Source organism: Kitasatospora sp. NPDC059599 (assembly GCF_042735125.1).
In the GTDB taxonomy this organism is placed as follows: Bacteria; Actinomycetota; Actinomycetes; order Streptomycetales; family Streptomycetaceae; genus Kitasatospora.
Genome location: NZ_JBHWCL010000013.1, coordinates 30,504 through 44,356 on the forward strand (window position 1 = coordinate 30,504; position 13,853 = coordinate 44,356).

Below are 13,853 nucleotides of genomic sequence, written 5' to 3' on the forward strand. Positions count from 1 at the left end.
GCCGCCCACCCGCCCGGCGGCCGGGCCCCTAACGTTCGGGGGACCGGCCGTCCGGGGCGGACGAGCGGACGACCTGACGGGAGAAGCCATGACCACCGGTGCGCCGGTCGCCCGCCCGCTGGAGGCGCGGTGGATCCACGGGTCCCCGTCGGCGAAGCACAACACGGACCCCGAACTCCAGGTCCACGCCTACGACGAGCACACCGTCATCCTGCGGCAGAACAAGGCGATCCACTACGAAGCGCCGTTCCTCTACCTGCTGTTCGGGGCGGACCGTGCCCTGCTGCTGGACACCGGCGCCACCGCCGAGCCCGAGTTCCTCCCGCTGCGCGCAGTCGTCGACGGGCTGGTCGACCGGTGGCTCGCCCGCAACCCCCGCGACGGCTACGAACTCCTCGTCCTGCACACCCACGACCACGACGACCACGTCGCGGGCGACCGGCAGTTCGACGGCCGCCCCGCGACGACCGTGGTGGGCGCGCACGTGGACGCCGCCTGGCCGTACTTCGGCTTCGACCGGGACCCGGATGCGGTCGCCACCGTCGACCTGGGCGGCGGACGCGTCGTGGAGTGCCTGGCCACCCCCGGACACCACGCCTCGGCCGTGACCTACTACGACCCGTGGACCGGCTTCCTGCTCACCGGCGACACCGTCTACCCCGGCCGGCTCTACATCGACGACTGGCCCGCCTTCCGCCGCAGCGTCGACCGCCTGATCCGCTTCACCGCCACCCGCCCGGTGACCCACGTCCTCGGCTGCCACATCGAGATGACCCGCCACCCGGGGCTCGACTACCCCGCCGGCACCACCTACCAGCCCCACGAGGCGCCCCTGCAGCTCACCCCCGACCACCTCCACCAGATCCGCGCCGCCCTCACCCGCCTCGGCGACCGGCCCCGCCGGCACCGGCTGCCGGACCTGATCCTCTGGCCCGAGGACTGAGCCGGGCCCGGCGGGGCGGCACGGAGGGGCGGCGGGGCGAGGCGGCGCGGCGGGATCAGTCCCGGTACGGCACGAGCCGGGACCGGAGGGGCGGCGGGGTCAGTCCCGGTACGGGACGAGCCGGGCCAGGTCCAGCTCGAAGCCGAACGGCTCGGGGATCCGGAGGGTCTCACCGAACTCCCGTTCCGTCCGGGTGTGGTAGCGGTCGCGGTTCGGCTCGGAGAACAGCGTCACGGTCTTCTGCCGGGGGTCCACGATCAGGTAGAGCGGGAATCCCATCCGCGGGTAGTCGCGGACCTTCCCGGTCCAGTCGTTCTCGGGATTGGACGGCGAGACGATCTCGACCGCGACCAGGGCCAGTTCGGCGGGGACCTCACGGCCCAGCTCGATGACCTCCTCGGGCAGGTAGGTGAGGTCGGGGTTCCGCACGGAGCCGACCTCCGGCGAGGAGAGGTCGCTGTTCCCGGACGGGAAGTAGCCGGGCGGGCAGTACGCCTCGAACTGGCGCTGGACGATCGCCAGGTTCAGCTGGTGGATCGGGGACGGCGAGGCCTGCATGACGATGAGGTCGCCGGACAGTTCGACCTTGTAGCCGTCCGGGAGGCTGCGACGGGCCTCTTCCAGCAGGCGGTAGCGCTCAGGGTTCATGCGGGCTCCTCCGGTGCTCCGATCACCGTAACGGCAGCCGGGGCACCGGAGGAGACGGTCCCGCGCCCCGTCAGTCCTCCGGGGGCGGCCCCGGGGCCTCGGCGGGCAGGCGGGTGGCGAGGAGGGCGCCGGCGGCGACCAGCAGGGCCGTCAGCAGGAGGGCGAGCCGGTAGGGGGTGGTGCCGGAGTCGGCGGGCCAGGCGCCGATGAGGGCGGCGGTGGCGGCGATGCCGAGGGCGCCGCCGAGGGTGCGCAGGATGGTGAACAGGCCCATCGCGCGGCCCATGGCGGGCGGGGGCACGTCGGCGAAGCCGGCGATCTGCACGGTGAGGACGGCGGTGCCGAGGATCAGGCCGACACCGAACATCAGGGCCCGGACGAGCCACGGGTTCTCCGCGTAGCCGAGCGCGGCGAGGACCGCGGCGGCCAGCAGCAGGCCCGGTAGGGCGAGTCGGCGTGAGCCGAGGCGGGGCAGCAGGCGGTCCACCACCTGGGAGGCGGCCATCAGGCCGATCGCCTCCGGGAAGACGCTGAGGCCGGCGTCGAGGGCGGAGGCGCCGAGGGCCGCCTGGTAGAGCAGCGGGAGGGCGAACAGCGCGCCCATCAGTCCGGCCGAGGTGAGCAGCGCCAGCCAGCCGGCCGCGCCGAAGGTCCGGTCGGCGAGCAGTCGGAGGTGCACCAGCGGCTCCCCGGAGCGGAGTTGGTGCCGGACGGCGGCGGCCAGCAGCACCAGGCCCGCGATCCCGCCGAGGGCGACGCCCGGGGAGGACCAGCCGTGGGCCGGGCCGAAGCCCAGCGCGTAGGTCAGCAGGCCGAGGCCGGGGGTGGCGAGCAGGAAGCCGGTGGTGTCGAAGCGGCCGGCCGGGGGCTCTTCGGCGCCGCGCAGGCCGAGCAGGCCGATGGCGACGGCCGCCGCCCCGATCGGCACGTTGACCAGGAACAGCCAGTGCCAGGACAGGTGCTCGGTGAGGAAGCCGCCGAGCGGCGGCCCGAGGGCGGGCATCAGCGCGGTGGGGACGATCAGGATCCGGCCGAGGCCGGCCCGCTCGTGCGGGGCGAAGGCCCGGAACAGCAGCGTCATCCCGACCGGGGTGAGCAGTCCGCCCGCCACGCCCTGGCCGGCGCGCGCGGCCGCCAGCGATCCGAGGCCGGGGGCGGCGGCGCACAGGGCGGAGGCGAGGGTGAAGGCGGCGAGCGCGCCGAGGAAGACCCGTTTCACGCCGTACCGGTCGCCGAGCCAGCCAGCGACCGGGAGACCGAGGGCGAGGCCGACCAGGAAGGCGGTCTCGACGGCGTTGGCCGCCGACACCGGCCGGCCGAAGTCCTCGGCGATGGTGAACAGCGCGGGGTTGACGATGGTCGAGTCCAGGCCGTTCATGCACATCGCGGCCGTGTAGACGACGACCACCGCGGCGCGCCCCGCAAGCAGGGGGCGCGCCGGGGCCTGGGCCGCGGGGGCCTCGGGAGGGGTCACAGGGCGGTCCAGTGCGCGGTGATCCACTCCAGGGCGGCGGCCCGCTCACACGGGCCGTGGGCGACGTCCCAGCCGGCCGGGACGGCGGCGAAGGCGGGCCAGAGGGAGTGCTGGCCCCCGGGGTTGACGAGGGCGAGGAACTCGCCGTCGGCGTCGAAGGGGTTGGCGGGGGCGTCACTCATCGGAGGCGTTCTCCATCGTCGGTCTTCTCCAGGTGGTCGGCGATCACGCTCGCGATGTGCGCGATCGGGGCGGGCAGGGTCATGTCCTTGTGGGAGCAGGCCACGTCGGTGTTGGCGATCCGGCCGGTCACGTACGGGGTCCACAGCTCGGGCACCAGGGCGTCGTCGATGGTGTCGACGGTGGCGCGGAAGAACAGCACGTCGCCGTCGAAGCGACGGTGGTCGTAGCCGCGCACCAGGTGGTTGGTGTTGAGGTAGATCCGGTTGAGCGCGGCCACGGTCGCGTCGTCGAGTCCGGCGAGCGGGCTGCCCTCGCGGCGCAACAGCTCGGTGACGGCGTCGAGTTCGAGCGGCCGGCCGGCGAGGTCGGCGGGGCCGTAGCCGCCCATGGTGAGCAGTGCCTCGAGTGCCTCGGCCTGGTCGGGGACGGGCAGCTCGCGGAAGCCCTCGGCGGGGTAGGCGTCCAGGATGGCGAGCAACTCGACGTCCTGGCCGACTTCCCGGAGCCGGACGGCCACCGCGTGCGCGATGATCCCGCCGGTGGACCAGCCGAGCAGCCGGTACGGCCCCTCGGGCTGGACCTCGCGCAGCCGGTCGGCGTAGTGCGCGGCCAGGTCCTCCAGGGTGGCGGGCAGCGGTTCGGCGGCGGTGGCGGCGCCGACGCCCTGCGCCTGGAGGCCGTAGATCGGGACGTCGCCGGGCAGGTGGCGGATCAGGCCGGTGTAGCACCAGCCGAGGCCTCCGGCCGGGTGCACGGCGAACAGCGGGCGCTGCCGTCCGGGGGCGACCGGCCGCAGCGGGAGCAGGACGTCCAGGGCGTCGGTGTCGTCGGTGCCGGCCGCGAGTGCGGCGTCGAGGGCGGCCACCGTGGGGGCCTGGAAGAGCGTGCCGATGCCGACGTCCAGTCCGAGCACCTCGCGGATCCGCCCGGCGAGGCGCACGACCAGCAGCGAGTGCCCGCCGAGGGCGAAGAAGTCGTCCTCGACGCCGACCGAGGCCGTGCCGAGCACCTCGGCGAAGAGTTCGCACAGCTGCTGTTCGCGCGGGGTGCGCGGCGGCCGGCCGGCGCCCGCGGCCGGGGCCTCGGGGGCGGGCAGGGCGCGGCGGTCGAGCTTGCCGTTGGCGGTGAGCGGCAGGCGGTCGAGCAGGACGACGGCGGACGGCACCATGTGGACGGGCAGTCCGGCGGCGGCGTGGGCCCGCAGATCGTCGGGCGTCGGGCCGTCGGCCACCGCGTAGGCGACCAGCCGCTTGTCCCCCGGCACGTCCTCGCGCACCACCACGGCGGCGTCGGCGACGGCGGGGTGGGCGGCCAGCACGGCCTCGATCTCGCCGAGTTCGATCCGGAAGCCGCGCAGCTTGACCTGCTGGTCGGCGCGGCCGAAGTACTCCAGGACGCCGTCGGCGCGGCGGCGGGCGAGGTCGCCGGAGCGGTACATCCGGGTGCCGCGTTCACCGAACAGTGCGGCGTACGGGTCGGCGACGAAGCGGGTGGCGGTGAGCTCGGGGCGGCCGAGGTAGCCGCGGGCCAGGCCCGCCCCGGCCACGTACATCTCGCCGGTGACGCCGGGCGGGACGGGCTGCAGGTGCCGGTCGAGGACGTAGACGCGCAGGTCGGGGATGTTGACGCCGATGGTGCTGCTGCTTCCGGCGGCGGCGCTCGCCCGGTCGAGGGCGACGTACGAGACGTGCACGGTGGTCTCGGTGATGCCGTACATGTTGACCAGGGTCGGCGCGTCCTCGGCGTGCCGGGAGTACCAGTCGTCCAGGCGGCCGAGTTCCAGCGCTTCGCCGCCGAACACCACGTAGCGCAGGGCGAGTTCGCTGCCGGGGCGGTCCCGGTCGGCGGCGCTGAGCTGGTAGAACGCGGACGGCGTCTGGTTGAGCACGGTGACGCGTTCGCGGGCGAGCAGGTCGAGGAAGGCGGCCGGGTCGCGGCTGACCAGGTGCGGGACGACGACGAGCCGGCCGCCGTGCAGCAGGGCGCCCCACAGCTCCCAGACGGAGAAGTCGAAGGCGTAGGAGTGGAAGAGCGTCCAGACGTCGTCCGCGTCGAAGCCGAACCAGTGGTCGGTGGCGGTGAACAGCCGGACCACGTTGCGGTGGGTGACGGGTACGCCCTTGGGACGGCCGGTGGAGCCCGAGGTGTAGATGACGTACGCGGTGTCGTCGGCGCGCAGCGGGCGGGTGCGCTCGTGCGGGGCGAGCGGCACGGCCGGGTACCGCTCGGCCTCCGGTCCGTCGACGAGGAGTCGGCGCACGTCGTGGGCGGGCAGTCGGGGCGCGGTGTCGCGATCGGTGAGCAGGGCGGCGGGGGCGGCGTCGGCCAGCATGTAGGCGAGCCGGTCGGCCGGGTAGTCGGGGTCGAGGGGCAGGTAGGCGGCGCCGGACTTGGCCACGGCCAGCAGGGCGACGACGAGTTCGAGCGAGCGCGGCAGGGCGAGGGCGACGATGGTGCCGGGGCCGATGCCCTCGGCGGCCAGCAGGCGGGCCAGCCGGTCGGCGCGGGCACCGAGTTCGGTGTAGTCGAGCCGGTCGCCGAGGTGACTCACGGCGATGGCTTCCGGGTTGGCCGCGGCGGCCGCCTCGAACAACTCGGGCAGGGTGGCGTCGGGCGCGGCGGCGTCGGGAGCAGTGGCGTCGGGAGCGGCGGTTCCGGGAGCAGTGGCGTCGGGAGCGGCGGCGGCCGGGCCCGCCGGGGCCGGGCCGGCGTTCCACTCGACCAGGGCACGCAGCCGCTCCTCCTCGCCGATCAGCGGGAGCCGGCCGATCGGGGTGTCGGGGGCGGTGGCGGCGGCGGTGAGCAGCCGGGTCAGGCGTTCGCCGAGGGCGGCCACGGTGGTGGCGTCGAAGAGGTCGGTGCGGTATTCCAGGAAGCCGCCGATGCCGCCGCCGGGCCGTTCGCCCGCGTTGAGGGTGAGGTCGAACTTGGCGGTGCCGCTGGGGACGGCGGTGGTCTCGGCCGCGAGGCCGCCGCCGAGGTCGGTGCGCTCGTCGGGGCGGCTCTGCCAGGCGAGCATCACCTGGAACAGCGGGTGGCGGGCGAGCGAGCGGGCCGGGTTGAGCTCCTCGACCAGGCGGTCGAAGGGCAGGTCGGCGTGCTCGTGGGCGCCGAGGACGGTGGCGCGCACGCGGGCCAGCAGCTCGCGGAAGGTCGGGTCGCCGGAGGTGTCGGTGCGCAGGACCACGGAGTTGACGAAGTAGCCGACCAGTGCGGCGGTCTCCTCGTCCTCGCGCCCGGCCACCGGGGTGCCGACCGGGATGTCGGTGCCGCAGCCGTGCCGGGTGAGCAGGGCGGCGAGGCCGGCCTGGACGGCCATGAAGACGGTGCTGCCGGCGGACCGGGCCAGCCCGGCGAGGGCGGTGTGCGCCTCGGCGCCGAGGGTGAAGGGGACGGTGGCGCCCCGGTGGCCGGCCACGGCCGGGCGGGGGCGGTCGGTGGGCAGTTCCAGCTGGTCGGGCAGTCCGGCGAGCGCGGTGCGCCAGTACGCGGTCTGCCGGACGGCGAGCGGGCCGGGTGCGTCGGCGGTGCCGAGGCGCTTGCGCTGCCAGGCCGCGTGATCGGCGAACTGGACGGCCAGTGGCGGAAGTTCGGGTTCGCGTCCGGCGAGCCTGGCGGTGTAGGCGGCGGCCAGGTCGCGGACCAGCGGGGTGGTGGAGGCGCCGTCGCCCGCGATGTGGTGCAGCAGGAGGAGCAGGGTGTGCCGGGCGGGTCCGTCGCTGAACAGGGTGGCCCGCAGCGGCGGTTCGGCGGCCAGGTCGAAGGAGTACCGGACGGCTTCGGCCACCTCGACGGAATCGTCGTGCAGGTCGACGGGCGCGGCGGGCAGGATCCGCTGGTACGGCGTGCCGTCCGGCTCCTCGCCGTAGACGGTGCGCAGGACTTCGTGCCGGGCGACCAGGTCGGCCAGGGCGAGGGTGAGCGCGGGACGGTCCAGCGGGCCGGTGAGGGTGAGCGCGAGCGGGATGTTGTAGGTGGGGCTGGGGCCTTCGAGGCGGTGCAGGAACCAGAGGCCGCGCTGGGCGGGCGAGATCGGCATCCGCTCGGTGCGCGGGACGGGCCCGAGGACGGGGTGCTCGTCCTGCGGCAGACCGGCTGCGGCCCGGTCCCCTTCGGCGCGGTCCCCTTCGACCCGGACCGCGTCGGCCCGGTCCCCTTCGGCCCGCTGCGCCTCGGCCTGCTCCGCTTCGGCCCGGTCGCCGAGCAGGGCGGCGAGGCCGGCCGGGGTCGGGTGGCGGAACACGTCGGCGAAGCCGGCCCGGGTGGCGAAGGTCTCGCGCAGCCGGGCGGCCAGGCGCCCGGCGAGCAGCGAGTGGCCGCCGAGGTCGAAGAAGGAGGCGTTCCGGCCGGGTGCCTGCTCCAGGCCGAGGACGTCCGCGAACAGCCCGCAGACCAGTTCCTCCCGGGGCGTCGCCGCCGAGGCGCCCTCGGCCTGCGCGGCCGGCTCCGGCAGGGCCCGGTGGTCCAGCTTGTCGTGGGCGGTGCGCGGCAGTTCGTCCAGCAGCAGGACCGCCGCCGGGACCATGTGCGCGGGCAGCCGGGCGGCGAGTGCGGCGCGCAGCCCGTCCGGGTCCGGGGCGGCGCCCGGCGCGGGGACGGCGTAGCCGAGCAGGCGCTTGCCCTGCGGGCCGGGGCGGGCGATCACCACGGCCTGGGCGACGCCGGGCAGTTCGGCGAGGACGGCGGCGACCTCACCGGGCTCGACCCGGAAGCCGCGGATCTTCACCTGGTCGTCGGCGCGGCCGAGGAACTCCAGGGTGAGGTCCGGTCGGCGGCGGGCGAGGTCGCCGGTGCGGTACATCCGGGCGCCGGGCGGGCCGAAGGGGTCGGCGACGAAGCGTTCGGCGGTGAGGTCGGGGCGGCCGAGGTAGCCGCGGGCCAGGCAGGCTCCGGCGACGTACAGTTCGCCGGTGACGCCGTCGGGTGCGGGGCGCAGCGAACCGTCCAGGACGTAGGCGCGGGAGCCGCGCACCACCCGGCCGACGGGGGCGCCGTCCGGGCCCGGGGTCCAGGCGTAGGCGTCGACGGTGGTCTCGGTCGGGCCGTAGAGGTCGACGGGGTGCAGGCCGGGGACGGCGGTCAGGCGCTGCCAGAGGGCGGGCGGGGTGGCCTCGCCGCCGACCACGAGGACGGACGGGCGGTGCCGTCCTTCGTCCAGGACGCCCTCGGCGACGAGGACTTCGAGGTAGGAGGGGGTGAGGTCGAGGTAGTCGATGCGCTCGCGGTCGAGGTGGTCGGCCAGGGCGGCCGGGTCGCGGTAGGTGGCGTCGTCCAGCAGGTGCAGCTCGTGGCCGTGGACCATCCAGAGCACCGGGTCCCAGGAGGCGTCGAAGGCGAACGAGGCGCTGTGGGCGACGCGCAGGCGCTCGCGGCCGGTGCGGCGCACGGCGGGGGCGATGTGGTCCTCGGCGAGGCCGGCGTGCAGATTGGCCAGTGAGGCGTGGGTGACCACCACGCCCTTGGGGCGGCCGGTGGAGCCCGAGGTGTGCAGCACGTAGGCGGGGTCGTGGAGCCGGGGCGCGGGCGGGGCGGTGTCCGGCTCGCCGCCGGCCTCGCCGGGCCGGACGGCGGGCAGTCCGGCGGGCAGGTCGAGTCCGGCGAGGGCCTCGGCGGTGCCGACCGCGCAGACCGGGCGGGCGTCGGCCAGGACGGCGGTCAGCCGCTGCCCGGGGTGGGTGAGGTCGAGGGAGACGCAGGCGCCGCCGGCCTTGAGGACGGCGAGCATCGCGACGAGCGTGTCCGCGCCGCGCGGCAGGGCGATCGCGACCGGTGCGCCGTCCCGTACGCCGAGGGCGATCAGGCGGTGGGCGAGCCGGTTGGCGGCGGTGTCCAGCTGTCCGTACGTCAGGGCGGCCGTGCCGCAGCGGACGGCGACGGCCTCCGGGGTGCGGGCGGCCCGGGCGGCGAACAGCTCGGGCACGGTCTGCTCGGCCGGGGGTTCGGTGCGCCCCTCGGTGGCCCGGCGCAGTCCGTCGGCGTCCAGCAGGTCGATCCGGGCGATCGGCGTCTGCGGGGCGGTGAGCAGCAGCTCGGCGAGGGCGTCGAGGTAGCGCAGCAGGCCGTCGCGGTGGGCGGCGAGGGAGTCGGCGTCGTGGCGGGCCGGGTCGGCGTCGATGACCAGGCGCAGCGCGCCGTCCGGGCCGGGCGAGACGTTCAGGGCGAGGTCGTCCACGGGGCCGGCGGCGAGGTTGCGGACGGTGCCGGGCAGGCCTGCCAGGTCGAGGTCGCCCTCGAAGGCCTTGATGTTGACCATCGGGCCGAACAGCGCGCGGCGGTCACCGGTGCGGCCGAGGTCGCGGCGCAGGTCCTCCAGCGGGTAGCGCTGGTGGCGGCGGACGGCGCGCAGCTCGCGGACGACCTGGCGCAGGAGCGCCTCCGCGCTGTCGGCGGGCCGGACGGCGAGGCGCAGCGGGAGCACGTTGGCGGTGGCGACGGGGGTGCGCAGGGCGGCCGGGCCGCGGCGGTTGGCGAGCGGCAGGCCGAGGACGACGTCCCGGCTGCCGGACAGGCGGTGCAGGTAGCCGGCGGCGGCCGCGAGGAGCAGTTCGGCCCAGGTGGCGCGGACGGCGGTGGCGGCGTGCTCCAGGCGCCCTCGGGTACCGGCGGGGAGTTCGGCGGTGAGGCGCAGCGGGGACGTTCCGGCGTCCGGGGCGGGCGCGCCGGGCAGGGTCGGCGGGGCGTCGGCGTCGGCCATCCGGGCGGACCAGTGGGCGCGGTCGGCCCGGTACTCCTCGCCGTCGCGGTAGGCGGCCTCCTCGGCGGCGGCCTCGGCGAGGCGCGCGAACGGGGTCGGGGCGGGCTCGGCGCCGGTGACGCGCGCGCGGTACAGCTCGGCGACCCGGTCGCCGAGGAGGGTCAACGCGTAGGCGTCGACGGCGAGGTGGTGGATCCGGCGGTACCAGAGCCGGCGGTCGTCGGCGAGCCGGATCAGGGCGTGGGTGAACAGCGGGCCCTCGGCGAGGTCGGCCGGCCGGGCGAGGTCGGCGCGCATCCAGGCCTCGGCGGCGGCCCGCGGGTCGGCCGGGGCCGCGGCGTCGGCGTCGGACGCGGCGTCGGCGTCGGACGCGGCGTCGGTGGCGGCGTCGGACGCGGCGTCGGTGGCGGCGTCGGGAGCGGAGCCCGCCCGCAGGTCGAGGCGGTGCAGCGGCCACGGGCGGCCGGGCCTGAGCCGCTGACGGGGCGTACCGTCCGGGCCGGTGACGACGACGGTGCTCAGCGCCTCCGCCTCCTCCACCGCCTGCCGCAGCGCCTGTTCGAACCGGGCCTCGTCGAGCGGGCCGGTGATGTCGACGGCGTCGCCGGTGTTGTAGACCGGGCTGGCGGGGTCGAGCGCCTGGGCGTACCAGATGGCGGCCTGGGCGGCGAGCAACGGAACGTCGACGGCCTGGGTCTCGACGATCTGGGTGTCACCCGTCCGGGTGTCACCGGTCTGGGTCTCGGCGGCGGGCATGGTTCGGAGAGCTCCTCGGGGATCCGGAACGCCTTACTTAGGTTAGCCTAATCTAACTTCATACGATCTGGTCAACGGCCCGGGGCAGCCCGGGCCCTGACACCGCCGGAGGCGCCACCCATGCCCCTGTCCGCGACCAAGCAGGCCGTCCACGAGCGCGTGCACGCGCACCGGGACGAACTGCTGGCGCTCAGCCGCCGCATCCACGCCCATCCCGAGACCGCCTTCGAGGAGCACCGCGCGGCCGCCTGGTGCGCCGAACTGCTGCGCGGCCACGGCTACACCGTCACCGCGCCCGCGCACGGCCTGGCCACCGCGTTCAGCGCGACCCTCGGCAGCGGGCCGGTCACCGTCGCCCTGGTCTGCGAGTACGACGCGCTGCCCGGCCTCGGCCACGCCTGCGGACACAACCTGATCGCCGCCGCGGGCCTCGGCGCGGCCCTCGGACTCGCCCCGTACGCCGATCGACTCGGGCTCACCGTACGGGTGATCGGCGCGCCGGCCGAGGAGCGCGGAGCCGGCAAGGCCCTGCTGCTGGAGGCGGGAGCCTTCGCCGGGGCCGACGCGGCCATGATGGTGCACCCCTGCCCGGTCGAGGTCGCCGACTTCCGCTCCTTCGCCCTCGGCACGCTGTCCGTCCGCTACACCGGGCGCGCCGCCCACCCGAGCCTCAACCCGCACGACGGACGCAACGCCGCCGACGCGCTCACCGTCGCGCAGGTCGCGATCGGGCTGCTGCGCCAGCAACTCCCGCCGCACTGGCGGGTGCACGGCGTCACCACGACGGCCGGGACGGCACCGAACCTGATCCCGGACAGTGCCACCGCCGAGTACGAGATCCGGGCCTCGGCGGCCGAGGACCTCGCGGAGCTGCGCGCCCGGGTCGAGGACTGCTTCCGCGCCGGGGCGCTGGCCACCGGGTGCGGGGTGGAGCTGACCCGGCCCGAGCCGGACTACCTGGACATGCGGTCCGACCCGGGCCTGCTGGACCTGTGGCGGTCCAACGCCGCGGCGCTCGGCCGGCCGGAGCCGGTCGAGCGCGGGCCGTTCGCCTGCACCGACATGGGGAACGTGTCGCACGTGGTGCCCTCGATCCATCCGGTCCTGGACATCACGGGCGGCGCCTGCGCCCCGCACGAGGCGGCGTTCGCCGAGGCGGCACTGGGCGCGGAGGCGGAGCGGGCGGTGCTGGACGGCGCGGTGGCCATGGCCTGGACGGCGGCGGACCTGGCGGCGGCACGACGCCCACCGGCGGGCCGGTGACGGATTTCGGCTGACGACTTCCGGCGAACGGAGGTCATCATCCGTTCGCCGGAAGTCGTCGTCCGGGAACCGCCCGCCGTCACCCGCCCAGAAGCGCCGTCGGCGCCACCCGCACCGCCGTCACGCCCAGCTCCCGGACCAGCGCCCCGACCTCCCCCTCCCGCTGCGGGTCGGCGAGCACCACGGCGGCGCCCGTCCGCAGCGGCCAGAGGAACTCCCAGAACGGCAGGCCCAGTTGCAGGACCCGGTCACCCGGCCCGAGCGGATGCTCGGCCTGCAGCTCGCGCACCCGCCGGTCCGCCTCGGCATGGGTGACCCGGACGGCCGTCGGCCGCCCGCCCGGACCGTACCCGACGCAGAGCAGGTGCTGCGGCGTGAGCGCCCGCGGCGGGTCGGTGGGCAGCTCGCCGGCCGTCTCCAGCCCGGTGAGCGCCCCCGGCACGCCCTCCCCCAGCACGCACACCGGCGTGTTCTCCGCCAGCAGCCGCTCCCGCCGCCCGGGCGCGTCCGCCGGGTCCAGCGGCAGGTAGGCCGCACCCGACTTCACCACCGCCAGCAGCGCCGTCAGCAGTTCGGCCGGGCCGCGGGCGCCCGCCAGGCCGACCACCGCGCCGGGGCGGGCCCCCCGGGCGGCCAGGACGCGCGCCAGCCGGTTGGCCGAGGCGTTCAGCTCCCCGTAGCTGACGGTCCCCCCGCCCGCGAGCACCAGCGCCGGCGCGTCCGGCGTCCTGGACGCCTGCGCCTCGACCGGCCCCACCAGCGTGGTCGCCGGGTACGTCACCGCACGGCGGGGCAACGCGGGCACGACGGTCGGCGCCTCCCCCCGGACCGGTGGGCGGGCGTCCTGCGGCACCGCCCCGCGGGCGGCCTCCCGTACGAGCGCCTCCATCAGACCGCGCCCAGCAGCTCGGCCCAGGCCTCGACCGCCGGACGCTCCGCCAGCCGGACGAACGCCACCTCGGCGCCCTCCGCCCGCCAGCGCTCGGCGAGCGTCATCAGCCGGATGGAGTCCAGCCCCCAGTCGACCAGGTTCTCGTCCAGCGGGATGTCCGCCGGGTCCTCGCCGAGCAGGTCGGCGACCTCGGCCCGGATCCGCTCCACCGTGAAACCCACGCCCGTCACTTCCCGTCCACCTCGTCCGACTTCTTCGATCCGGCCGGCTTCTTCGGCTCGGCCGACTTCTTCGATCCGGCCGGCTTCCTCGACTCGGCCGTGCCGTCCCGCTCGTCCGCGCCGCCCAGTCGGGCGCGCACGGCCTCCGTCGTGGTGACCACGCCGCAGCGCCCGGCCACCCACTCCAGCGCGGCCCGGTGCTCGGCCGGACCGAAGTCGGCGACCGCGTCGGCCACCACGAACGCCTGGACGTCCCGCATCCAGGCGTCGCAGGCGGTGACCTGCACCCCGATGTGCGCGTACACCCCGACGATCACCAGCTGGTCGCGGCCCTGCTCGCGCAGCATCCGCTCCAACCCGGTGCGCACGAAGGCGCTGTACTTCCACTTGGTCAGCACGGTGTCGCCCGGCGCCGGCGCGACGGCGTCGGCGATCGCGGTGGCCCGCGGGTCGTCCGGGATGCCCGGACCCCAGAAGTCCTGCTGCAGTCCGCGCTCGGCCGGGCTCTGCCCGCCCAGCTGCGCCGAGTACACGACCGGGACGCCCGCGGCACCGGCCGCCCCGGTCAACCCGGCCACGTTGGCGAGGAGTTCGGGCACCGGGGCGGCCCCGGTGTCGTAGGCGCCCAGGAAGTGGTTCTGCAGGTCGTGCACCAGCAGCACCGCGCGCGCCGGGTCCACCGTCCAGGAGACCCGGTCGGCGGGCAGCTCCTCGGCGGTGGGCAGGGGATAGGAGGGAATGCGGGGCAGGCCCACGGTGGTCGTTCCTTAGCAACTAGG

Annotated in this window: 9 protein-coding genes; 2 read left to right on the forward strand and 7 right to left on the reverse strand. The window is 76.0% G+C overall.

All coding sequences use genetic code 11. From position 1 onward, the window contains the following. Window positions 1-88: 88 nt before the first annotated feature. Window positions 89-943, forward strand: a complete 855-nt coding sequence (locus tag ACFV04_RS07230) for an MBL fold metallo-hydrolase (RefSeq protein WP_380527373.1) — start codon at window positions 89-91, stop codon at window positions 941-943. A gap of 99 nt (window positions 944-1,042) precedes the next feature. Here the strand turns inward: ACFV04_RS07230 and ACFV04_RS07235 are convergent, their stop codons facing one another. The 4 genes from ACFV04_RS07235 to ACFV04_RS07250 all read right to left on the reverse strand — a co-directional run bounded on the left by ACFV04_RS07235 (window position 1,043) and on the right by ACFV04_RS07250 (window position 10,698). Further along, window positions 1,043-1,591, reverse strand: a complete 549-nt coding sequence (locus ACFV04_RS07235) for a Uma2 family endonuclease (protein ID WP_380527374.1) — start codon at window positions 1,589-1,591, stop codon at window positions 1,043-1,045. 70 nt (window positions 1,592-1,661) lie between these two features. Continuing rightward, window positions 1,662-3,065, reverse strand: a complete 1,404-nt coding sequence (locus ACFV04_RS07240) for a DHA2 family efflux MFS transporter permease subunit (protein WP_380527377.1) — start codon at window positions 3,063-3,065, stop codon at window positions 1,662-1,664. Then, on the reverse strand, window positions 3,062-3,247 hold the full coding sequence (locus tag ACFV04_RS07245) for an MbtH family protein (protein ID WP_360251144.1): 186 nt from the start codon (window positions 3,245-3,247) through the stop codon (window positions 3,062-3,064). Before ACFV04_RS07245 ends, ACFV04_RS07240 begins: the two co-directional genes overlap by 4 nt. Further along, complete coding sequence (locus ACFV04_RS07250; RefSeq protein WP_380527379.1) at window positions 3,244-10,698, reverse strand: amino acid adenylation domain-containing protein; 7,455 nt, start codon at window positions 10,696-10,698, stop codon at window positions 3,244-3,246. The genes ACFV04_RS07245 and ACFV04_RS07250 overlap by 4 nt, the downstream gene beginning before the upstream one ends. A 120-nt stretch (window positions 10,699-10,818) precedes the next feature. Here ACFV04_RS07250 and ACFV04_RS07255 point away from each other — a divergent pair, with 120 nt between their 5' ends. Next, a complete protein-coding gene (locus ACFV04_RS07255; RefSeq protein WP_380527382.1) occupies window positions 10,819-11,961 on the forward strand; it encodes an amidohydrolase in 1,143 nt (380 codons plus the stop codon). A gap of 79 nt (window positions 11,962-12,040) precedes the next feature. Here the strand turns inward: ACFV04_RS07255 and ACFV04_RS07260 are convergent, their stop codons facing one another. From ACFV04_RS07260 to ACFV04_RS07270, 3 genes are read right to left on the reverse strand one after another with little or no spacing between them, the layout of a single operon-like run. Then, window positions 12,041-12,850 carry an AMP-binding protein gene (locus ACFV04_RS07260; protein ID WP_380336606.1) on the reverse strand — a complete coding sequence of 270 codons (810 nt, stop codon included), beginning with the start codon at window positions 12,848-12,850 and terminating at the stop codon, window positions 12,041-12,043. Continuing rightward, a complete protein-coding gene (locus ACFV04_RS07265) occupies window positions 12,850-13,083 on the reverse strand; it encodes a phosphopantetheine-binding protein (protein WP_380336603.1) in 234 nt (77 codons plus the stop codon). The genes ACFV04_RS07260 and ACFV04_RS07265 overlap by 1 nt, the downstream gene beginning before the upstream one ends. Continuing rightward, entirely contained in the window at window positions 13,080-13,829 is a 750-nt protein-coding gene (locus ACFV04_RS07270; RefSeq protein WP_380527384.1) for an isochorismatase family protein, read from the reverse strand. The genes ACFV04_RS07265 and ACFV04_RS07270 overlap by 4 nt, the downstream gene beginning before the upstream one ends. Window positions 13,830-13,853 lie beyond the last annotated feature (24 nt).